Origin of the sequence: Pontiella agarivorans (genome assembly GCF_034531395.1) — a bacterium.
GTDB classification, from domain to species: Bacteria; Verrucomicrobiota; Kiritimatiellia; order Kiritimatiellales; family Pontiellaceae; genus Pontiella; species Pontiella agarivorans.
On record NZ_JARVCO010000010.1, the window covers coordinates 395146 to 413445 of the forward strand.

22 protein-coding genes are annotated in these 18300 nt (G+C 53.3%); 9 read left to right on the forward strand and 13 right to left on the reverse strand.

Features of this window, described 5'->3' with window-relative positions:
* The first annotated feature begins 6 nt into the window (after nt 1–6).
* The 7 genes from P9H32_RS09200 (at nt 7) to P9H32_RS09230 (ending at nt 7204) form a co-directional block, all read left to right on the forward strand.
* Nucleotides 7–699, forward strand: a complete 693-nt coding sequence (locus P9H32_RS09200; RefSeq protein WP_322608604.1) for a hypothetical protein — start codon at nt 7–9, stop codon at nt 697–699.
* A complete protein-coding gene (locus P9H32_RS09205) occupies nt 696–962 on the forward strand; it encodes a hypothetical protein (RefSeq protein WP_322608605.1) in 267 nt (88 codons plus the stop codon). Before P9H32_RS09200 ends, P9H32_RS09205 begins: the two co-directional genes overlap by 4 nt.
* Complete coding sequence (locus tag P9H32_RS09210) at nt 962–1492, forward strand: acyloxyacyl hydrolase (protein WP_322609310.1); 531 nt, start codon at nt 962–964, stop codon at nt 1490–1492. The genes P9H32_RS09205 and P9H32_RS09210 overlap by 1 nt, the downstream gene beginning before the upstream one ends.
* 122 nt (nt 1493–1614) lie before the next feature.
* Nucleotides 1615–2220 (forward strand): TetR/AcrR family transcriptional regulator, encoded by a 606-nt coding sequence (locus P9H32_RS09215; RefSeq protein WP_322608606.1) that lies wholly within the window; start codon nt 1615–1617, stop codon nt 2218–2220.
* A gap of 21 nt (nt 2221–2241) precedes the next feature.
* On the forward strand, nt 2242–3393 hold the full coding sequence (locus tag P9H32_RS09220; protein ID WP_322608607.1) for an efflux RND transporter periplasmic adaptor subunit: 1152 nt from the start codon (nt 2242–2244) through the stop codon (nt 3391–3393).
* On the forward strand, nt 3390–6524 hold the full coding sequence (locus P9H32_RS09225) for an efflux RND transporter permease subunit (RefSeq protein ID WP_322608608.1): 3135 nt from the start codon (nt 3390–3392) through the stop codon (nt 6522–6524). The genes P9H32_RS09220 and P9H32_RS09225 overlap by 4 nt, the downstream gene beginning before the upstream one ends.
* Before the next feature lie 308 nt (nt 6525–6832).
* The gene (locus P9H32_RS09230; RefSeq protein WP_322608609.1) at nt 6833–7204 is read left to right on the forward strand and encodes a YchJ family protein; all 372 of its coding nucleotides are present in this window, start codon (nt 6833–6835) and stop codon (nt 7202–7204) included.
* A 627-nt stretch (nt 7205–7831) separates the two neighbouring features.
* Here the strand turns inward: P9H32_RS09230 and P9H32_RS09235 are convergent.
* The 3 genes from P9H32_RS09235 to P9H32_RS09245 all read right to left on the reverse strand — a co-directional run bounded on the left by P9H32_RS09235 (nt 7832) and on the right by P9H32_RS09245 (nt 9109).
* Nucleotides 7832–8440, reverse strand: coding sequence for a hypothetical protein (locus tag P9H32_RS09235; protein ID WP_322608610.1), 609 nt, complete (start codon nt 8438–8440; stop codon nt 7832–7834).
* Between the two features lie 109 nt (nt 8441–8549).
* Nucleotides 8550–8864, reverse strand: a complete 315-nt coding sequence (locus P9H32_RS09240) for a type II toxin-antitoxin system RelE/ParE family toxin (protein ID WP_322608611.1) — start codon at nt 8862–8864, stop codon at nt 8550–8552.
* A complete protein-coding gene (locus P9H32_RS09245) occupies nt 8852–9109 on the reverse strand; it encodes a type II toxin-antitoxin system Phd/YefM family antitoxin (RefSeq protein ID WP_322608612.1) in 258 nt (85 codons plus the stop codon). The genes P9H32_RS09240 and P9H32_RS09245 overlap by 13 nt, the downstream gene beginning before the upstream one ends.
* Before the next feature lie 121 nt (nt 9110–9230).
* Here P9H32_RS09245 and P9H32_RS09250 point away from each other — a divergent pair, with 121 nt between their 5' ends.
* A complete protein-coding gene (locus tag P9H32_RS09250; RefSeq protein WP_322609311.1) occupies nt 9231–9575 on the forward strand; it encodes an IS110 family transposase in 345 nt (114 codons plus the stop codon).
* A 471-nt stretch (nt 9576–10046) separates the two neighbouring features.
* On the opposite strand, the gene P9H32_RS09255 is transcribed toward P9H32_RS09250, so the two are convergent.
* From P9H32_RS09255 to P9H32_RS09295, 10 genes are all read right to left on the reverse strand, one after another.
* Nucleotides 10047–10343 carry a HigA family addiction module antitoxin gene (locus P9H32_RS09255; protein ID WP_130596773.1) on the reverse strand — a complete coding sequence of 99 codons (297 nt, stop codon included), beginning with the start codon at nt 10341–10343 and terminating at the stop codon, nt 10047–10049.
* A 9-nt stretch (nt 10344–10352) separates the two neighbouring features.
* Complete coding sequence (locus P9H32_RS18105) at nt 10353–10634, reverse strand: type II toxin-antitoxin system RelE/ParE family toxin (protein WP_348534469.1); 282 nt, start codon at nt 10632–10634, stop codon at nt 10353–10355.
* 45 nt (nt 10635–10679) lie between these two features.
* On the reverse strand, nt 10680–10829 hold the full coding sequence (locus P9H32_RS09260; protein ID WP_322608613.1) for a DUF2164 family protein: 150 nt from the start codon (nt 10827–10829) through the stop codon (nt 10680–10682).
* Between the two features lie 490 nt (nt 10830–11319).
* Complete coding sequence (locus P9H32_RS09265) at nt 11320–12036, reverse strand: HNH endonuclease (RefSeq protein ID WP_322608614.1); 717 nt, start codon at nt 12034–12036, stop codon at nt 11320–11322.
* Between the two features lie 99 nt (nt 12037–12135).
* Nucleotides 12136–12486: a hypothetical protein gene (locus tag P9H32_RS09270; RefSeq protein WP_322608615.1), complete on the reverse strand. Its 351-nt coding sequence runs from the start codon at nt 12484–12486 to the stop codon at nt 12136–12138.
* Nucleotides 12487–13027: 541 nt separating this feature from the next.
* A complete protein-coding gene (locus tag P9H32_RS09275) occupies nt 13028–13366 on the reverse strand; it encodes an ArsR/SmtB family transcription factor (protein WP_322608616.1) in 339 nt (112 codons plus the stop codon).
* 129 nt (nt 13367–13495) lie between these two features.
* The gene (locus tag P9H32_RS09280; RefSeq protein ID WP_322608617.1) at nt 13496–13912 is read right to left on the reverse strand and encodes an OsmC family protein; all 417 of its coding nucleotides are present in this window, start codon (nt 13910–13912) and stop codon (nt 13496–13498) included.
* Nucleotides 13913–13926: 14 nt separating this feature from the next.
* Nucleotides 13927–14241: a thioredoxin gene (gene trxA / locus P9H32_RS09285; RefSeq protein ID WP_322608618.1), complete on the reverse strand. Its 315-nt coding sequence runs from the start codon at nt 14239–14241 to the stop codon at nt 13927–13929.
* A gap of 18 nt (nt 14242–14259) precedes the next feature.
* Nucleotides 14260–14739, reverse strand: a complete 480-nt coding sequence (locus P9H32_RS09290; protein ID WP_322608619.1) for a DUF302 domain-containing protein — start codon at nt 14737–14739, stop codon at nt 14260–14262.
* An 82-nt stretch (nt 14740–14821) separates the two neighbouring features.
* Nucleotides 14822–15517 carry a peroxiredoxin gene (locus P9H32_RS09295; RefSeq protein ID WP_348534481.1) on the reverse strand — a complete coding sequence of 232 codons (696 nt, stop codon included), beginning with the start codon at nt 15515–15517 and terminating at the stop codon, nt 14822–14824.
* A gap of 227 nt (nt 15518–15744) precedes the next feature.
* Here P9H32_RS09295 and hrpB point away from each other — a divergent pair, with 227 nt between their 5' ends.
* Nucleotides 15745–18276 carry an ATP-dependent helicase HrpB gene (hrpB, locus tag P9H32_RS09300; protein WP_322608621.1) on the forward strand — a complete coding sequence of 844 codons (2532 nt, stop codon included), beginning with the start codon at nt 15745–15747 and terminating at the stop codon, nt 18274–18276.
* The last annotated feature ends 24 nt before the right edge of the window (nt 18277–18300 follow it).

Genomic DNA, 18300 nt, shown 5'->3' on the forward strand with positions numbered 1-18300 from the left:
AAAAACATGAAACCGGAATCCAGATTCAGAGTCGATATTCTCGCCGGTACCACCCTGTGTGTGGTGTGTGTGGTTATTTCAGCTTTAACGATTCAATATGATGCGGGGGCGGCTGGGTCAAAATTCAGCGAAAACTCAGCCACCGAAAAAATGCAACTGGTTTATCTGTTCAGCACGACGTCGGCTTTTGGGCTGACGGCTTGGCGCAAGGAGGAATGGCGTGGAATGGCCACGCTTATGGCGGGAGGAACTCTTGTGATGACGATTCGTGAAATGGACGGCGTATTCGATCAGATCCGTCACGGTGCATGGTTTCCTGTTGCGGTTGCAACGGGTCTGATTACCTGTGGGCTGGCGGGGCGGTGGCGCATGCAGCTGCAGGATCATCTCGATGAGTTTCTGCATATGCCGGCGTTCGGGGCTTTTCTTTCGGCCTGTCTTTGTCTCTTTATATTTTCGAGGCTGTTCGGAATGAAGGAGGTATGGGAGTCCCTTTTCGAGGTTCAGGAGCTTGAGCCGATGCAACGGTGGGTGAAGAATGCGGTGGAAGAGGGCAGTGAGCTGTTCGGTTATACACTGCTCTTCCTCTCTTCGTATGGTTTCAGTCGTTATACGGCACAGTTTGCGGGGGCAAAATTTATTTATCGGCAGACAGCAGAAAAGCCGGGTTTGGCCGGAGAGAGGGTGCATGCATCATGAACCTTAGACAACGTTCTCTGCTGTATGGGATATCCACATTGACTGTCCTGCTGGCTTTGCTTTTTCTGGGCGGCCTCATCTGGTCGATGGTTCCAATGTTTGGAAAAACACTGCCGCACCATCTCGCGGAATACGCGGGCGTATCGTTTAAGTGGTCGGCCCTGCTGATTTCCTCGCTACTTGGTGTGGTCTATGTCGGCTGGATTGCCGCGAGCGCTGTGGTGCACGCCATCGTCACGGAAAAAGGACGGACTGGCGGGTGATGCGCCGGGGGGGTCAATTCGGGGCCATGCTGCTGTGCTGCGCGATGGCCGATGCGGGCGGACTGTATATCGGTGCAGGGGCCGGGCCGCAGGGTGGAACGCTCACCGAGCCGGATCAGTACAATGCGGTTGTTGATGTCGGGTACATCTTTTATTCCGGAGACTGGAATCGGGTGGAGTTTGATCTCGGCGCCGGCCTGACCTGGCTGGGCAGCAACGAGCACAAAGATGCGGTTTATGCTTTTTCCCTGGTTCCCGGTCTGCGGTTCTATTTCTGGAACGGTGAAACTTTCCGGTTTTATGTTATGGCCGCTGCAGGCCCCACCTACCTGACGGAGAGCTATCTCGGGAACATGGAGCTGGGCGGCTATTTTGCATTTAATGATTTTGTGGGGGTCGGCATCCGTTTTGGTGAGGAGGATGAATGGAGCGCAACGCTCGGATGGCGCCATATTTCCAATGCCGGGCTGTTCCGGCCCAACCGCGGCTTTGATATGCCGGCTTATCTGCTGATCGGTAAAACACTCTGAGATCCGGACGGTGGAACTGTGCTCATCAAAGGCTCATCCCTATTCGTTAAATTTACAGACTAATTCTTGTTTACCTACTTGTCGGTATGTATAAACGCCGGCCTTGATGATGAGGATATCGCATGGCGCGGAGGACAAAAGAAGACGCGGCGCAGACCCGGATCGATATTCTGGAAGCGGCGCTCAACGTTTTTTCGGAGAACGGGTATTCACGGACCACATTCGTAGATATTGCGGCGGAAATCGGGTTGTCCAAAGGGGCGGTCTACTGGCATTTCAAAACCAAGACGGATCTGCTGGCTTCCATGATTATCTATGCGGAGGAGCATTTATGCGAAGGCCGCCCGGAACTTCCGGATTCCGTTGATCAAATGCGTCAGCATGTAAAGGAATATGCCGAACGGTTTGTGCACGATGAACGGGCGTGGAAGTTTGAGTTTTTCTGTTCGTGTCAGATTGAATGGTCAACCGAGCTGATGGAAGAGGTGCATGAAAAACTGAAAACGCTGCGCGAAGATCCCCTGCAGCGACTCATTGAAAAACTGGGTCATCTTCAGCGTATCGGCGTCATGAAAAAAGAAAAAAATCCGGAGGCGCTCGCCATGTGTTTCGGCTCGGTGTGGGTGGGCGCGGTGCATCTGGCCATGTACGGGGATTTCGACCGGGAAAAATTTATTGAAGTGCTGATGGACGGGTTCGATCTGGTGATCGGCAGTCAGGCGGCCTGATTTTAAGATTAAGGAGAAGGTATGTTGAAACAGATCATAGCTATTGTCGTATTCCTTGTGACGCTTGCCGTGGGGATCGGAATCGGGATTTTTGCCGGCAAGATGATGTCGATGGATATGTCGGCCATGATGGGCGGCCCCGGCGAAATGCCGCCGCCGGCGGTCAAGGCGGTTGAACTTCAGGATGTTCCGGTTGACGTGCGGGAGGAATACATTGCCTCCGTCGAACCGGTCCAGCAGGTCATGGTGAAGACCGAGGTTGCGGGCTATATCGATGAAGTCCACTTTACGGAAGGCTCGATGGTGAAAGCCGGCGACCTGCTTTTTACCGTCGACCAGAAACGGTATCTGTCGATGGTGGATGCGCGCGAGGCCGATCTGGCCAGTGCGAAGGCCGAACTCAACCGCGCGGAACGTTATTTTGAGCGGATTGAAAAAGCCGGCAGCAGTGTGTCGCAATCCGATAAAGATCAGGCGGAAGCCTTGAAACTGCAGGCAATGGCCAACCTGAAACAAGCCGAAGCCAATCTGACCGTGTCCAAACTGGACCTGGAATATTCAGAAATCCGCGCACCGATCGACGGGCGCATCGGCGCGGCACTGGTGACCAAAGGCAACTATATTGATCCTATGACGGGCGAAACGCTGGCCACCATCGTGCAGCTGGATCCCATCCGCGTGGTCTTTTCCGTGACCGATCGCGCCTACCTGCGCTATCGCGAGAATGTGGTGAACGGTGCCGACAGTGAGCTGGCTGCGCATATTCGTCTGCCGACCGGAACGGAACTTCCAATGATTGGAAAAAAGGATTTCGATGATAACACGATGAATGAACGTACCGGTACGATGACGGTGCGTTATCTGTTCGATAATCCCGACGAGCTGCTGGTGGCCGGCGGGTACGTTACCATTTTGATCGGTCGGTCGGATCGGCCGATGGGTATACGTATTCCGCAGCAGGCGGTTCTGGTGGATCAGGAGGGTTCCTATGTGCTCACCGCGACGGAAGACGGCGTCATCGGCGTTGCGCGGGTGACCCTGGGTGAACCGGTTGAAGACGATTATGTGATTACTTCCGGACTGAAAGCCGGCGACCGCGTGGTGGTGGACGGGGTACAGAAAGTACAGCCGGGCATGACGGCGGCGGTAACGCTGATGGAGGCTGCGCAATGATTTCCCGGGTATTCATCGAACGCCCGCGGTTGGCGGGTGTGATTTCCATTGTTCTGATGCTGGCGGGGATTCTTTCGATTTCGTCGCTGCCCATTGCCCAGTATCCGCAGGTGACGCCGCCGCAGATTGTGGTCCGCGCCACTTATCCGGGGGCCAGTGCCGAAGTGCTGGCCGCCACGGTGGCCGCACCCATTGAGGATGCGGTAAACGGCGTGCAGGACATGATCTATATGTCCTCGTCTTCCGACAATGCGGGCATGTACACCCTCACCGTCACCTTTGAAGTCGGGACCGATCAGGATATGGCCCAGGTCAAAGTCCAGAACCGCGTGGCCCAGGCGGAGCCGCTGCTGCCGACGGAAGTCGTGCAGCAGGGGGTGACCGTCGAGACGGAATCGGCTGACTTTCTCGGTTTCATTGTGGTGCGCTCACCGGACGGCAGCCGCGATGATCTGTTTCTGAGTGACTATGCCTATAAATTTATTCAGCCGGGACTGGAGCGCATCCGGGGCGTGAGCCGGGCGCAGGTCTGGGGGCCGAAATACAGCATGCGTGTCTGGATGGATGCCGACCGGCTGACCGCGCTGGGCATCAGCCCGGACGAAGTGACGGCGGCGATCCGGGGGCAGAATATTCAGGCGTCCATCGGTTCCATCGGCACCTCGCCCGATGATGGAACCGCGAAAATCTCCTACACGCTGAATACGGAAGGACGGCTGAACGATCCGGCGGACTTTGAAAACATTGTGATCCGTACCGAAAAAAACGGCGCGGTCGTTTATCTGAAGGATGTAGCCACCGTAGAGAAAGGAGCGGACAGCTATCTGTTTGCCTCCAAATACAACGGGCGCAATGCCGTGGCGCTCGGCCTGACCCGTACGCCGGGCTCGAACGCACTGGATACCATGTATGATGTGCAGGCCGAGCTGGAACGCCTGCGCAGCACGGCACCGGACGGTCTTGAAATGATTCTGCCCTACGATGCCACCGAATTTGTCCGGACCAGTATTCGCGAAATTGTGATCACGCTGCTGCTGACCTTCTTCCTTGTGGTGGTGGTCTGCTATGTCTTCCTGCAGGATTGGCGTGCCACGCTGATTCCGGCCATCACCATTCCGGTTTCGCTGTGTGCCACCTTCCTGGTGCTGGCGGTGCTCGGATACAGCATTAATACGCTGACGCTGTTCGGGCTCGTTCTGGCCATCGGGCTGGTGGTGGATGATGCCATTGTGGTGGTGGAACGGGTGCTGGAGCTTATGGAGAGCGAAGGGCTGGATCATAAAACGGCCACCCTTAAGGCCATGGAGCAGGTAAGCGGGGCGGTGATTGCCACCACGCTGGTACTGCTGTCCATCTTCGTGCCGATCGGTTTTATGTCGGGCATTACCGGAAAAATTTATCAGCAGTTTGCGGTGGCGATTTCCGCCGCCGTGTTTTTCTCCACCGTCAATGCGCTGACGCTCAGTCCGGCGCTTTGCGCCGTGATGCTGAATGTAATCAAACCGAAAAAGCACGGGCCGTTGCGCTGGTTCAATACCGGCCTGAGCCGGGCGCGCAACATCTATGTGTCCGGCAGCCGCAGTCTGGCGCGACGGATGATTATCACCGGATTTATCCTGCTGAGTGTCTTCGGGGTTTCCTACGGACTGTACAGCATGAGTCCGGCCTCGTTCCTGTCCGACGAAGATGCCGGTATTATCTTCGGTATGGCGCAGCTGCCTGAGGGGGCGACGCGGGCCCGTACGGAAGCGCTGCTCGAAGAGGTGCTTTCCCCGATTCAGGAAGAAAAGGGGATCAGCTATATTATTCAGGTGACCGGTTTCAGTATGATGGGCGGCTCCGGCGAAAACGTGGCTTTCTTCATGTTCGGTCTCGATAACTGGTCCAAACGCATGGAGCCCGAGCTTCATGTACTGGCCCTGCAGGAAAAACTGCAGGCCCGCCTTGCGGTCGTGCCCGGTGCCCAGCTCAATCTGTTTGTACCGCCGGCCATTATGGGGCTGGGAAACAGCGGGGGACTGGATATCCGGCTGCAGGCCACGCAGGACGACGATCCGCAGAAACTGCAGGCGGTGCTCAACAGTTTCCTGATGGAAGTGAATATGGCCCCGGAAATCATGTTCGGTTTCAGTGCCTATTCCGCCAATACGCCGCATATTCATCTGAAGGTCGACCGCGTGAAAGCCGCGCTGATGGATGTGGAAGTCAGCGCCGTTTTCAGTGCGCTGCAGACCTATCTCGGCTCCATGTATGTCAACGACGTCAACTTCGACGGGCAGGTGAACCGCACCATCGTTCAGGCCGACTGGCCGTTTCGTAAAGACGTGGATTCGCTCGACCGCATTCATGTGAAAAGCCGGACCGGCGATATGGTGCCGCTCGGCAGCCTCGTCCAGCTCGATACGACACTCGCACCCCGCAACGTTGAGCGATATAACAAATTCACTTCCGCCACCATCAACGCATTTGCCATGCCCTTTGTCAGCAGCGGTGCCGCGATGGATGCCGTGGAAAAAATCAGTAAAAAGGTGCTTCCGGCCGGCTATGATTTTGAGTGGTCGAATCTCAGTTATCATGAGGCCCGCGCCTCCGGCAGCACCAATGTGCTGCTGCTGATGGCCGTTATTTTTGGCTACCTCTTCCTCGTGGCGCAGTACGAAAGCTGGACCACGCCGCTGCCCGTGATCCTCTCCACCGTGGTTGCGGTTGCCGGTGCGCTGCTGGGACTGTTTCTGATGAAAATGCCGCTGAGTATCTATGCCCAGCTCGGCCTCATTCTGCTGATCGGCCTCGCCAGTAAAAATGCCATTCTGATTGTCGAGTTTTCAAAAACCCGTCGCGAAGAGGGCCTCTCCATTCTGGAGGCGGCGGCCGACGGCGCAGGACAGCGCTACCGCGCTGTGCTGATGACCGCCTTCACCTTCATTCTCGGGGTGCTGCCCATGATGTTTGCCGACGGAGCCGGATCGGCCAGCCGCCGGGCCATCGGGGCGACGGTGTTCAGCGGCATGGTGGCGGCGACGGTCTTCGGCATTGTGCTGGTTCCCGCACTCTTTGTGCTCTTCATGACCCTGCGTGAAAAAACGCATGCATTTTTTCACCGCCGGCAAAAGAGGCGGAAGACCGAATAGTATTCATCACGGAGCTGCAGAGACTCGGAGGGGGGATTGCGGATGGAGGGCGAGGCTCTGTCCGAGCCGCTTGCAGGAAACGGGATTAAAAAAACGCCGCGCTTCCGGGGCTCCCGTTAAGCGGGGGATAAGATAACCCGACTTATACCACGTTTGATTTCTTATCGGTATAAACTTTATCGTGCAGAACCTCCGAAATTTCATTACGGAGGACGCAGAGGAAGGACGCTGTGTTCTCCGTGTCCTCTAGCGGAGCGGGTGGTAAAAATATACCTGTATGTTTTAGCAAATGGTATTAGGAGCATTAAATGAATTCAGAACGTTGTCCATGTGGAAGCGGCGAGTCGTACGATGCGTGCTGCGGGCGCTTTATTTCCGGCGCTGAAATAGCGCAGACCGCCGAGCAACTGATGCGCTCGCGCTATTCCGCCTACGTGAAAAAAGACGTCGACTATCTCGTCCGTACCACGCTGCCGAAATCGCGCACGCCGGATTTGGCGCAGAATATTACCGAATGGATGAATGCGGCGGAATGGATCCGCCTGCTGATCATCCGCGCCGAAGAAACCACCGTCGATTTTGTGGCGCAGTACCGGCTGAACGGATCCGAGCAGCAGCACCGCGAACACTCCGTCTTTAAACAGAAAAACGGCGAATGGTTCTACGTCGGCGAAGCCTGACCCCGCCGCCGTACCGCAGGCATCTTTCCGGCCAGGCACGCTGAGTTGAAGCGGGCCGGAAAAAGAGTCGGTCCGGATTGGCACGACGTTAAGAATATTCGAATGGGCTTTCCCTCCGGGAGTGCAGACGAGCCGTCTGCGGTACAGGTTTGTATCGCAGGCCGCCGGCCTGCCAGGCACGCTGAGTTGAAGCAGACCGGAAAAAGAGTGAGTCCACTTCTCCCACCGTCTCCGGTTTTTACAGAACCTGTTTTGATAAGGAGCCGACCCTGCCGTGAGCCCGAACCCAACTGGAATCCGTCTTTATGGCGGACAACCGATCTGTTCTTGAATGGGTGATGTGCAGGGAAAAACCGCATGAAATTCTGGGACGTCATGGATCGTAGTAATCCGTGACAGCCGCCGTCCCCGAGCTTCGGGGAGATCCGGCCGCCTGAGCCCGCACGGTTGTTTGAGGGAGCCTTGCTCCACTCGTTCATACGGAAATAAAAACGGCACAAGTTGAGACCAGGTTGGAATGTTCAATCGGTAGTGGTAGTTGGCAAAACACGAAGATTGGGACAGGGAACTTTTTGTCTTTACTCAGAGGGACTTAATGGTGGGTGGCAAATTTTATGATACTGTCGATTATTGCTCCGCTGATTCAAAATAGTTGATTGCATCTTTCAGTCCACTGATTGTCAGGAAACATAATTTTTTAACTTCATTGGTTTCGTTTCCGCTAAATTGGAGGAAACCTTCTTCATAACCCGTAAATATAACATATTGTTTGAATTTTTGACCATTTAGATAAGAAACGTCAGACCATCTATTGATGACAAACGTTGCTTGATCAATGGGAAAGGGAACTCTTGGTTGCATATCCCTTTTATCCCCTGCGTACCCAACGGAGCCATAGGGCCATTCTGATTTCACATGAACACCGACAACATTCATGCCACGACTCGCCTGAATTATTTCCCATGATACACCCTTGTAAGATGCAGTTGAAAAAACTTCATTTGTAAACGAGGAAACAGGGGTTCCTTCTTCGAAAACCTCATAGAAAAAATTATAGATATTGCGACCTTCCCACTTTGCAAAAGTAAAATCAGCCAACTCAGGTTTCGGCTCTGCTATTTTCGTTGCTTTCTCTGTTTTGGGTTCTGATGTCTTTTCCGTTGATGTAATCGAAGTCGTTTTACAACCTGCGAGTGATAAACCTATGAAGGTCGAAATTAATATTTTTTTCATCATTTGGTTTCCTTTCTCTTCTGCCAACGTTTGGGATGACTTTCGGTGCGCATAACGTATAGACCGAATCGACCGGCGTTGCCCCAGTAGGCTCAATGGTCTGATTGGAAAATTATTTATCTTTGTTTCGTCTATCTAACAGAAATGGCTGAAGCAATCTCTCTGTACGCATGACCTGTAGAATGTATGCAATATCATCTTCGACCCGATAAAAAATTCTACATGGGGGAATTACGATTTCACGGTATGGAGTGCGGGGTAGTTCCTTGGGGCGTTTCCCTGAGTTTGGGTAGATAGTTAGCCGCTCAACTCTGTCGAAAATCTTTTGGACATAATTTGATGCTGCCGTAGGATTATCTAGGGCGATGTATTCTGCAACTTCATCTAAATCTAAGAGGGCAGGTTCTGTCCAAATTAGATCAGCCATTTTTTCATCTTCTTTTTGGCTTCATCCTGTGTGTAGGTTCTGCCTTCAAGAATGGCTCGTTCCCCCCTGGCGATCCCTTCAAGGATTTTCATCCGATCCTGCATGAACTCATAGGAGTCAACATCAACAAGGTATGCTGATGGTTTTCCGTGTTCAGTAATCAAAACGGGTTCGCCGGAACTATGGAGATCGGACAGGATCTGTGTCGCTTGTCTTTTTAATGTGGTCACTAATTCTGTTTTCATAGTCGAAATGATACTTTAGTGATACTCTGTGCTCAATGATTATGTTTAGGTTTCCAAACGTAATCGGATTGGCTTTTCATGATATGAAGCCGGCGGCGCTGTATGGAAAAGTGTCTGCGATCTGAACCGAACAGTGGAGGCTGTCCGGAAAATCCTCAAGAGGTACGAGCTGAAAAAGGAAGAGGTTATTATCTGCTATGAGGCCGGGCCGACTGGATTTGTGCTGGCGCGCCGGCTGATTAAACTCGGCTTTGAATGCGTGGTTATTGCTCCTTCATTGATTCCCTCAAAGTCCGGAGACAAAAAGAAAACCGACCGGCGCGATGCGCGGAAGCTGGCGGATTTTCTGCGGTCCGGACACCTGACCCCGGTGCATATTCCCGATCTCGACGACGAGGTGATCCGCGATGTTTGCCGGGGCCGTACCGGTGCCGCGCAGGGTCTTGCGCGCACGAGAAAATTATGAACCACGGAATACACGAAATACACGGAAAGGAAAGACAGGCGGTTCATGGGTAGGGCTGGTTCGCCGAAGCTTTCGACCCTCCAGTCATTGGAACTTTCCAACCTCTGGAAAATGTAGGCCACGTCCCCGACGTGGCGGGCGGCAGAGCGGACGCACCACTCCGGAGGCCATTCAGTACCGCACCCTCGATCGCCTGCTTTGGGGCTGATAACGAAATAATAGGACTGACACCTGCCCACGGATCGCTTCAAGCGCAACCCGGGCCTTAAATTCGGCACTATGTTTTCGTCTCTGTTTTTTCATAACTCCTTTACCTTCTCATTTGAGGAGTCATGCGCCCAAACCTAACTTATCCCGTGGTCCTAAATCTTAAGTCCGTCTCTGGTGGAAAGTGGTGTGGATGTATACGCATAAACATTAAAAACTGCAGACGGTTTCAGCGTAGGCTCCAACCACTCGTTCGCCGATTTTTTATGCAACAGCGAGTTGGTGAACTTCTTTATGGATTTTGTCGGAAATGGTATCTTCTGCAACATCAAGATCGTAATCCATCTGGAGACCCAGCCAGAAAGATGCTGAATTCCCAAAATAGACCGAAAGACGCAAGGCTGTATCAGCTGTTACGCTTCTTTTCCCGTGGACAATTTCATTCACTCGGCGTGGAGAAACTCCCAGATCACGACCTAATTTATTTTGACTGATTCCCATAGGTTTAAGGAATTCTTCGTTCAGGATTTCTCCCGGATGTACTGGAGCAATTTTTTTCATTTTATAACCTCAATGATAGTCAACAATTTCAACATTGAACGCATTACCGTTTTTCCATTGGAAACAGATTCGCCACTGTTGATTAATTCTGATGCTGTGTTGTCCTTTTCTGTTTCCAGACAATGCCTCCAACTTATTTGCTGGAGGTATTCGCAAATCATCAAGATTTGAGCTTCGATTCAGCATTCTTAATTTTCTAAACGCGATTTGCTGAATATTCGTGGGCAACCTCTTTGAGTATTGCCTGAAATACACTTTTTCCGTTTCTTTGCATTTGAACGATTCAATCATTGGAAACTAAACTATAACGCATGGCGTTATAGTGCAAGGTTGTTTTCATGCCCAGGCTGTGGATGCCTGCCCTGCTTTGTACCGCAGGCTTCCAGCCTGGAGCCCGCCCAGCGCCATTTCTATATCCTCTTCAAAAAACTGTTGAATGGACCGGAGTGCGTTGGCCTTCTTTTCTTTCGATAAGGTGATCTTCATGTTTCTTCCGTTACGGCACGAGTTTCAGCCGCTGATCGGGCATTAATTTTATCCCTGGCTTTCCTGGACAAATGGGCAGACGAGAATCAGAGAAGGGAAACGCCATGACGAAAAAAGCGTTTTGACCCTTTGCATTCTCCAGTCATTGGAACTTTCCAAGCTCTGGAAAATGTAGGCCACGTCCCCGACGTGGCGGGCGGCAGAGCGGACGCACCACTCCGGAGGCCATTCAGTACCGCACCCTCGATCGCCAGCTTTGGGGCTGATAACGAAATAATAGGACTGACACCTGCCGACTGACACCTGCCCGACACCTGCCCGGACACCTGCCCCTGACACCTGCCCACTCGTGCCTGAATTATAAAACGGCCTGCGTTCAGACTGGGTTGGTTTAGTTCGATCTATAGCGAAAGTTGGGAAAACGCAAAGATTGGATTGGGGGATTTTTTGTCTTTACTTAAAAGGGCTTAATGGTGGTTCGATCATGTTTTTAATTCCATTCGTGAATGATAGTTTTCATTTCAGCTTTGGTATACGGGGGTGTTTTCTTGTGCAACATACGATGGCAATTTGCGCAAACAATGCATAAATCTTTAAGTCGAGTTTTGGTTGTTTTTTCAAGGTCTGACAGAGGTTTCGTGTGATGGCATTCTGCAAATCCATAACCAATGTCGCCATATTGGGCGTAAAAATCAAAACCACATATTTCACATTCCAGCTTGCCTGATTTCTCCAGAACCTGCTTTTTCTTTTTTTGTGTAATTATGGATTTACGCTCTCGAATTCGATGCTTGCGCATCAATTTTTTTCCCTCTGAGACGGTAAATTCTTCGGATACCTCGTTGAATTCTTCAGTGCTTTTTTTTTGGGTTTTAGCTCTGATTGCAGATGCTTCTTTCCGAAGTTGTTTTTTGGAGTCAAAAAACTCATCCCAAATTTCTTTGTCCAATTTAGATCCTGCTGGTAGACCTTCGCCAGCGTAGTCTGGGTCAAATGGCAGGAAGTTATTCATCTTCATGCTGACACTTCCGGGACTCCTAAACCCATCAACTCTTACTTCCGGTGCATGAATTGATAAGGTTTGGAGTTCTTTGCTTAAAGCAATGATATCGGGATGGTTTTTATTAATTTTGGATTTCTCAACTTTAAAATACAGATCGAGTGCCAGAATTACTTCATCTCGTTTCCATTTTGGATTGCGTGCCATATTTTCTTTCAGTCGAACGTTATGGGTGAGCCGCCGGTGCTCACAAACTTCACTTAATCAACAGGCGTCGGCCACCATAGGCTCCACCCACTGGTTCGCTCATTCTTCTTTTTCTTCATCTTTCAGATAAATAATTTGATTAAGTGACATTTCTAATAGTTTCACAACTTCATCGGTGTCAGGTGTTTCTACTGTCACGGAGTGTGTTTTGTTATCCTTATCTACTGTCTGCACAGAAACTTTTCTTTGACCTTGTTTCTTTTTCATCCAAGTAGTGATTGCTTGAACCACCAGTGTTGATAATGCTCCGGCACCGAGCATAATTAATTCAGCGCTGAAACCTTCAGCGTTGTTAGCTAGGAGAGCGCCTCTTTCATGTGAAATGCCAGCGTCATCTAATTCTGCTTCAATCTCGGGAAAGATTTCTGGCTGTGCATGTATTAATTTCATATTTTTATCTAGCGAACAGTGTGTTGAGTCGCATGTTGTTATGCACTGCATATACCGATTCTGTTTATTCCCTTATCAGCCCGTGCAGTGTGCTGTAAAACGAGTTGTGAATGTTGCGATAAACTTTATGAGTATGCGGTTTGGTTGTAAAGAAAATGAGGACTGGGTCGGGGCGGACGGGGCGGACGGGGCGGTGCGGGATTTGATCCACATTTCCAATGGTTGGAAGGTGGGGTGATCGCATCGCGTTTATGGATCCGGAAAAACGGTTGGTTTATAAACGGCGCGGCGCGTGGTCTGATTCGCTTGAAAAAAGAACCGCCCCGTCATCGAGCGCTGAGGGGGCGGGTAAATTGACGCTGTTGGCGTCATAAAGGATTCATACTACTCGCTAAAACATACGGGTATATTTTACCACCCGCTCCGCTGGAGGACACGGAGAGCACCGCGTCCTTCCTCTGTGTTCCTCTGAGTCCGCCGTGGTGAAACTTCGGAGATTCCGGACTACGAGGTTTATACCGAGAAGTAATCCAACCGGGTATCAGGCTTCTTCGAAGTCCTGTGTGGTGCAGTTGTTGCAGATGCAGTTGAGGATGGAGAGGGCGCGGGGATCGCAGATGGAATACCACATTTCTTTTCCGTGGCGGGTGGAGCAGAGCAGGCCGGCGCGGCGCATCTGGTTCAGGTGCTGCGAGACCACGGCCTGGGCAAATCCGGTTTCTGCAACAAGGGCATGAACGGGAACTTCCTGTTCGCGCTCCAGAATTTCAATAATCCGCAAGCGCTGCGGATGCGCCAGCATTTTCAACGTTTCCGCCGCCCGCTGGAGCGTCTCGACTTTCAGTTTTCCCTGCCGAATGCACGGGGTTGTTTTGCTCATTTTTCAGTTCCCGGTTTTACGTTGAAATTCGGGCGGTGCACCGTATGTACCGCCATCTGTTTAAGCGTATATCGATTTCTACAGAATCGTCCTGCCGGAATCGAGCGTTTCCGTCCGGCAGCTGCGGAACTACTGGATTTCGAGGGTCAGTTCGACGGGACAGCTCAGGGTATTGGAGAGCGGGCAGGTTTTTTCCGCCTGCTGCAGGGCTTTCCGGGCGGCATCGGCCTGGGCAGCATCCTCGAGCTCCAGAGTGACGGTTACAGAAATCCGGCTGAAAACGAGGCCGGAGGGCCCTTTCTCCATGGTGCCGGCGGCGTGGCTGCTGTAAGAGCGGAAGCCGATTTTTCCCCGGTTCAGGAAAAAGAGGGCGGAGGCCATGATGCAGGATTCAACGGCCGCGGTCATCAGATCCTCCGGCGTCCAGAATCCTTCCGGGCCGCCGAATTCCGGCGGCGTGGCTACGTCGATGGCAGGCTTGCCTTCACAATGGGCGGTTCCCTGTTTGTCGGTTTTCCATTCAACGGATGTTTGATAGGTCCACATGGGATTCTCCTGGGTTAGTGTGCCGATTCAATGGCCTGAATCAGCTGTTCTTTCTGCTGAACGCCGACCATCTGCTGGAGCACCTGCCCATCCTTGAAGAGAATCAGAGTGGGGATGCTGCGTACGCCGTATTCCGCCGCCGTGGTCGTGTTTTCGTCCACATTGAGTTTGGCCACCGTTGCACGGTCGCCGACGGCTTCGGCCACTTCTTCGAGAATCGGAAGCTGGAATTTGCACGGCCCGCACCACGGGGCCCAGAAATCGACCAGCGTTACGCCGGATGCAATGGTTTCTTTGAAGGTTTCATCAGTCACTATGGTTGCTTTCATGGTATTTCCTTTCTTTGCTTAGAGGGTGAGAAATCGGGTGAACTGTTTTTCATCGTCAGCGACGGGCCCGCCCATCACATCGGCGACCACGCCGCCGAACATGCGTCCCATCAGGCCGGTGTTCATGGTGGAGACATAGGTTCTGCCGTCGCTCTTCTGATAAACCGCCATACTGCAGGGCATCATGACGGAAACATACATGGCGTCGTCCGTATTGAGAATCCGGTCGGCATAATCGGCCTGGCAGATTTTAAGCAGTGTGAGTTTCGGGATGCTTTTTCCGTGCCGGGCAATGCTTTTCTGCATATCCATTTTGCGGGAAAGAATCCATCCGCTGTTGGTGACGGCCTGTTCGAGCTGTTCGATGGTTTCTGTGTAGCCCAGCGGGCTCTCTTTTTCGTGCAGCATCATTTTCGGCATCACCGAGGCCATAGTGATGCCGGTCAGTAAAATGCCGCCGATCATTCCGCCGGCGAGCGTAACCACTGTTTTTTTCATTTTTCTGTTTCCTTATAATCTGTCCGGTTCATCCGGCACGCCGTCCGGGCGGGGGAATGACCGGACGGCCCTGCAGGATGATTTATGCGAGAATATCCTCGATGGTGACATAGCTGCCGACGTTGCCGGTCATGTTCTCTATATCGGTATTCACCGGGAGCGTCTTTTTGCCTTTGCGCCAGTTGGCCGGGCAGACTTCGCCGGTGGCATAGGCATGCTGCCACGCTTCGATCTGACGGATCAGTTCGTTGACGTTGCGGCCGACGCTGTCGGCAACGGTTTCTTCGGCCACGACCACGCCTTCAGGATCGATGATGAAGCGGCCGCGCAGGGCCACGCCTTCCTGTTCAATCCAGACCCCGAATTTACGGGCCACGTTGCCGGTGTTGTCGGCTCCCATGGTCAGCGTCAGGTCCTTGAGCAGCGGTTCGGTTTCCGCAAAACGCTTGTGGCTGAATTTGGTGTCGCCGGAAATCGGCAGTACGTTCACACCGAGCTCATTCAGCTTGTCCTGGCTCGCATTCATCGCGGCGATTTCGGTGGGGCAGACAAAGGTGAAGTCGGCCGGGTAGAAACAGACGACGGACCATTTGCCCTTGAGGTCTTCGCTTGATACCGTCGTGTAGGTTCCTTTTGCGGCATCGTAGGCTTCGAGTTCAAATTCCGGCATCCGCCGCATGACTAATGTTGTGCTCATTTTCTGTTCTCCTGTCGTCGGTTGGTTTTCAGTTACAGCGGGTTCTTCGTCTTCAATGATCTTTCGTTTATCGCAGGGCATAATACGTTCCTTTCGTAGCGTGTTCTCCAGTGTCATCGCCGTTTTCCGGCCGAATTTTCCGGAACCTTCAGCAGGAATTTGCCGTTGGTTTAGATATATACATATATAGATATCAGAATATGTAAATATGAAAATACGAAAAAGTTTCCCGTCGCGATGACAGACGGGGCAGGAGAAAGGCTTGAAAACTTCCAACGGTTGGAACATTTGGTTATAACGTCGCGTCTATGGATCCGAAAAAACTGCCGATTTATGAACTGCGCGATGAATTGTCTGAAGCGCTGAAGAACGGGAACCGCATGATTATCGAGGCGCCGACGGGGTCGGGTAAATCGACCCAGGTGCCGCAGATGGTGCTGGACTGCGGGAACGCGGGGCCGGGCGAAGTGGTGGTGCTGCAGCCGCGGCGTCTGGCGGCTCGGCTGCTGGCAAAGCGCGTGGCGTCCGAGCGCGGGGAACCGCTGGGCGGCGAGGTGGGCTATCAGGTGCGGATGGAATCGGCCGTTTCCGCAAAAACGCAGATCCGCTATGTGACCGAAGGGATTCTGCTGCGCCAGTTTCTGAGTGATCCGGAGCTGCGGGGTGTTTCGACGATTGTTTTTGATGAATTTCATGAGCGGCATATTTACGGCGACATTACGCTGGCGCGTGCGTTGCATCTGCAGGGGACGCGGCCCGATCTTAAACTTATTGTGATGTCGGCGACGCTGGATGCGGGGCCGTTGCGGGAATATCTGGCGCCGTGCACCGAGCTGAAGAGCGAAGGCCGGATGTTTCCGGTGGAGATTTCGTATGCGCGGAAACGGATCGATTTCCGGCACCATCGGGTGTGGGATGCGGCGGCGGATGCGTTTGAGCAGGCGATTGAATCGGGGGCCGAGGGCGATGTGCTGGTCTTTATGCCGGGGGCTTTTGAAATTGCGCGGACGGTCGAGGCGATCCGGTCGAAAAAATGTGCGCGCGGTTTTGCGGTGATGCCGCTGCACGGCGAGCTGCCGCCGGCGCAGCAGGATGCGGCGGTGGGCGAATGTGCGCAGCGTAAGTGTATTGTTTCGACCAATGTGGCGGAGACGTCGATCACGATTGACGGGGTCCGGATTGTGATTGATTCGGGGCTGGCGCGTATGGCGAGGTTTGATCCGAACCGGGGGATTGATACGCTGCTGATTGAGCGGATCAGCCGGGCGTCGGCGGACCAGAGGAGCGGGCGGGCAGGTCGTACGGCGCCGGGAACGTGCCATCGGCTGTGGACCGAGCAGGAGCATGTGGCGCGGCCGATGCAGGAGCTGCCGGAAATCCTGCGGCATGATTTGAGCGAAGTGGTGCTGACGCTGAAAGCGGGCGGCATTGATGATATTTCAACTTTTCAGTGGCTGGAACATCCGGATCCGAAATCGCTGGCGCGTACGCTGACGCTTCTGTCGGATCTGGGGGCGCTGGATTCCGCCGGTAAATTGACCGGCATTGGAAAAAAGATGGTGTCGTTTCCGATGCATCCGCGCTATGCCCGGATGCTTTTGGCGGGCGGTGAATACGGATGTGTGCGGCAGGCGTGTCTGATTGCGGCGCTGACGCAGGGCCGGTCGATTCTGGAGCGGAACAAAGGCGGCCGGACGCGCGGCCAGCGGGATGAGCTGCTGGGCGAGGATGATGTTTCGGATTTCAAGCGGCTGATGCGCGCGTGGAGTTTTGCGGATCAGAACGGTTACCGGGTGGAGGCCTGCCGGAAACTGGGGATTCATGCGGGCGCGGCGCGGACGGTGAAGCCGCTGTATGAGCGGTTCATGAAGATGGCAAAGCGCGCGGGGCTGGAAATCAACAGCCGTGCACCGACGGATGAGGATTTGCAGAAGTGTATTCTGCTGGCGTTTTCGGATCAGGTGGCGAAACGGCGGGATAAGGGTACGCTGCATTGCGCGGTGGTGCACGGCCGTTCCGGGGATCTGGATCGGGAATCGGTGGTGCGCGATGCGGAGCTGCTGGTGGCGGCGGAGATTACGGAGATTGAGGGGCGTGATCTGAATGTGAAGCTGAATCTCTGCACGGCGATTGAAGAAGTGTGGCTGGAGGAGCTGTTTCCGGAGGATGTTGAGGAGATTACCGAGGCGGTGTATGACCCGCGGACGAAGCGCGTTTTTTCCAAACATTGGAAGTCGTTCCGCGGTCTGGAGCTGAAGTCGAATATGAGCCCGGAGGTGGATCCGGATCAGGCGGCGGAGATGATTGCCGAAGAGGTGATGGCCGGACGGCTGGATCTGTATAAATGGGATGATCAGGTGGAGAAATGGATTGCGCGGGTGAACTGCCTGGCGGCGGGCTGCCCGGATTACGGGATTCCGGAGATTGATGAAGAGGCGCGTCGGGCGATGATTCAGGAGATCTGTCTGGGGGCGGTGTGTAAAAAGGATCTGAAGGCGCGGCCGGTCTGGAAAACGGTGAAGTCGTGGCTGAATCCGGCGCAGCTGGAAATCATTGAAAAACAGGCGCCGGAGCGGATTAAACTGCCGAGCGGGTTTAATGCGAAGGTGCGGTATGAGGAGGGGCAGCCGCCGGTGCTGTCGGCCACGATTCAGAAGCTGTATGGTTTAAACGAAGTTCCGACCATTGGATTCGGTCAGATTCCGGTGATGGTGGAGGCGCTGGCGCCGAACCAGCGGCCGCAGCAGAAGACGCAGGATATGCAGTCGTTCTGGAACAATGCCTATCCGCTGATTAAAAAGGAGCTCAAAGGCCGATACCCGAAACACGAGTGGCGTTGATCCGGACTTTACGCCGGGGTTGTG

What these genes read in the sequence shown, in the direction of transcription:
- P9H32_RS09200 (WP_322608604.1), top strand. Translation starts at nt 7, where the DNA reads ATGAAACCGGAATCCAGATTCAGAGTCGATATTCTCGCCGGTACCACC.
- P9H32_RS09205 (WP_322608605.1), top strand. Translation starts at nt 696, where the DNA reads ATGAACCTTAGACAACGTTCTCTGCTGTATGGGATATCCACATTGACT.
- P9H32_RS09210 (WP_322609310.1), top strand. Translation starts at nt 962, where the DNA reads ATGCGCCGGGGGGGTCAATTCGGGGCCATGCTGCTGTGCTGCGCGATG.
- P9H32_RS09215 (WP_322608606.1), top strand. Translation starts at nt 1,615, where the DNA reads ATGGCGCGGAGGACAAAAGAAGACGCGGCGCAGACCCGGATCGATATT.
- P9H32_RS09220 (WP_322608607.1), top strand. Translation starts at nt 2,242, where the DNA reads ATGTTGAAACAGATCATAGCTATTGTCGTATTCCTTGTGACGCTTGCC.
- P9H32_RS09225 (WP_322608608.1), top strand. Translation starts at nt 3,390, where the DNA reads ATGATTTCCCGGGTATTCATCGAACGCCCGCGGTTGGCGGGTGTGATT.
- P9H32_RS09230 (WP_322608609.1), top strand. Translation starts at nt 6,833, where the DNA reads ATGAATTCAGAACGTTGTCCATGTGGAAGCGGCGAGTCGTACGATGCG.
- P9H32_RS09235 (WP_322608610.1), bottom strand. Translation starts at nt 8,440, where the DNA reads ATGATGAAAAAAATATTAATTTCGACCTTCATAGGTTTATCACTCGCA.
- P9H32_RS09240 (WP_322608611.1), bottom strand. Translation starts at nt 8,864, where the DNA reads ATGGCTGATCTAATTTGGACAGAACCTGCCCTCTTAGATTTAGATGAA.
- P9H32_RS09245 (WP_322608612.1), bottom strand. Translation starts at nt 9,109, where the DNA reads ATGAAAACAGAATTAGTGACCACATTAAAAAGACAAGCGACACAGATC.
- P9H32_RS09255 (WP_130596773.1), bottom strand. Translation starts at nt 10,343, where the DNA reads ATGAAAAAAATTGCTCCAGTACATCCGGGAGAAATCCTGAACGAAGAA.
- P9H32_RS18105 (WP_348534469.1), bottom strand. Translation starts at nt 10,634, where the DNA reads ATGATTGAATCGTTCAAATGCAAAGAAACGGAAAAAGTGTATTTCAGG.
- P9H32_RS09260 (WP_322608613.1), bottom strand. Translation starts at nt 10,829, where the DNA reads ATGAAGATCACCTTATCGAAAGAAAAGAAGGCCAACGCACTCCGGTCC.
- P9H32_RS09265 (WP_322608614.1), bottom strand. Translation starts at nt 12,036, where the DNA reads ATGGCACGCAATCCAAAATGGAAACGAGATGAAGTAATTCTGGCACTC.
- P9H32_RS09270 (WP_322608615.1), bottom strand. Translation starts at nt 12,486, where the DNA reads ATGAAATTAATACATGCACAGCCAGAAATCTTTCCCGAGATTGAAGCA.
- P9H32_RS09275 (WP_322608616.1), bottom strand. Translation starts at nt 13,366, where the DNA reads ATGAGCAAAACAACCCCGTGCATTCGGCAGGGAAAACTGAAAGTCGAG.
- P9H32_RS09280 (WP_322608617.1), bottom strand. Translation starts at nt 13,912, where the DNA reads ATGTGGACCTATCAAACATCCGTTGAATGGAAAACCGACAAACAGGGA.
- trxA (WP_322608618.1), bottom strand. Translation starts at nt 14,241, where the DNA reads ATGAAAGCAACCATAGTGACTGATGAAACCTTCAAAGAAACCATTGCA.
- P9H32_RS09290 (WP_322608619.1), bottom strand. Translation starts at nt 14,739, where the DNA reads ATGAAAAAAACAGTGGTTACGCTCGCCGGCGGAATGATCGGCGGCATT.
- P9H32_RS09295 (WP_348534481.1), bottom strand. Translation starts at nt 15,517, where the DNA reads ATGCCCTGCGATAAACGAAAGATCATTGAAGACGAAGAACCCGCTGTA.
- hrpB (WP_322608621.1), top strand. Translation starts at nt 15,745, where the DNA reads ATGGATCCGAAAAAACTGCCGATTTATGAACTGCGCGATGAATTGTCT.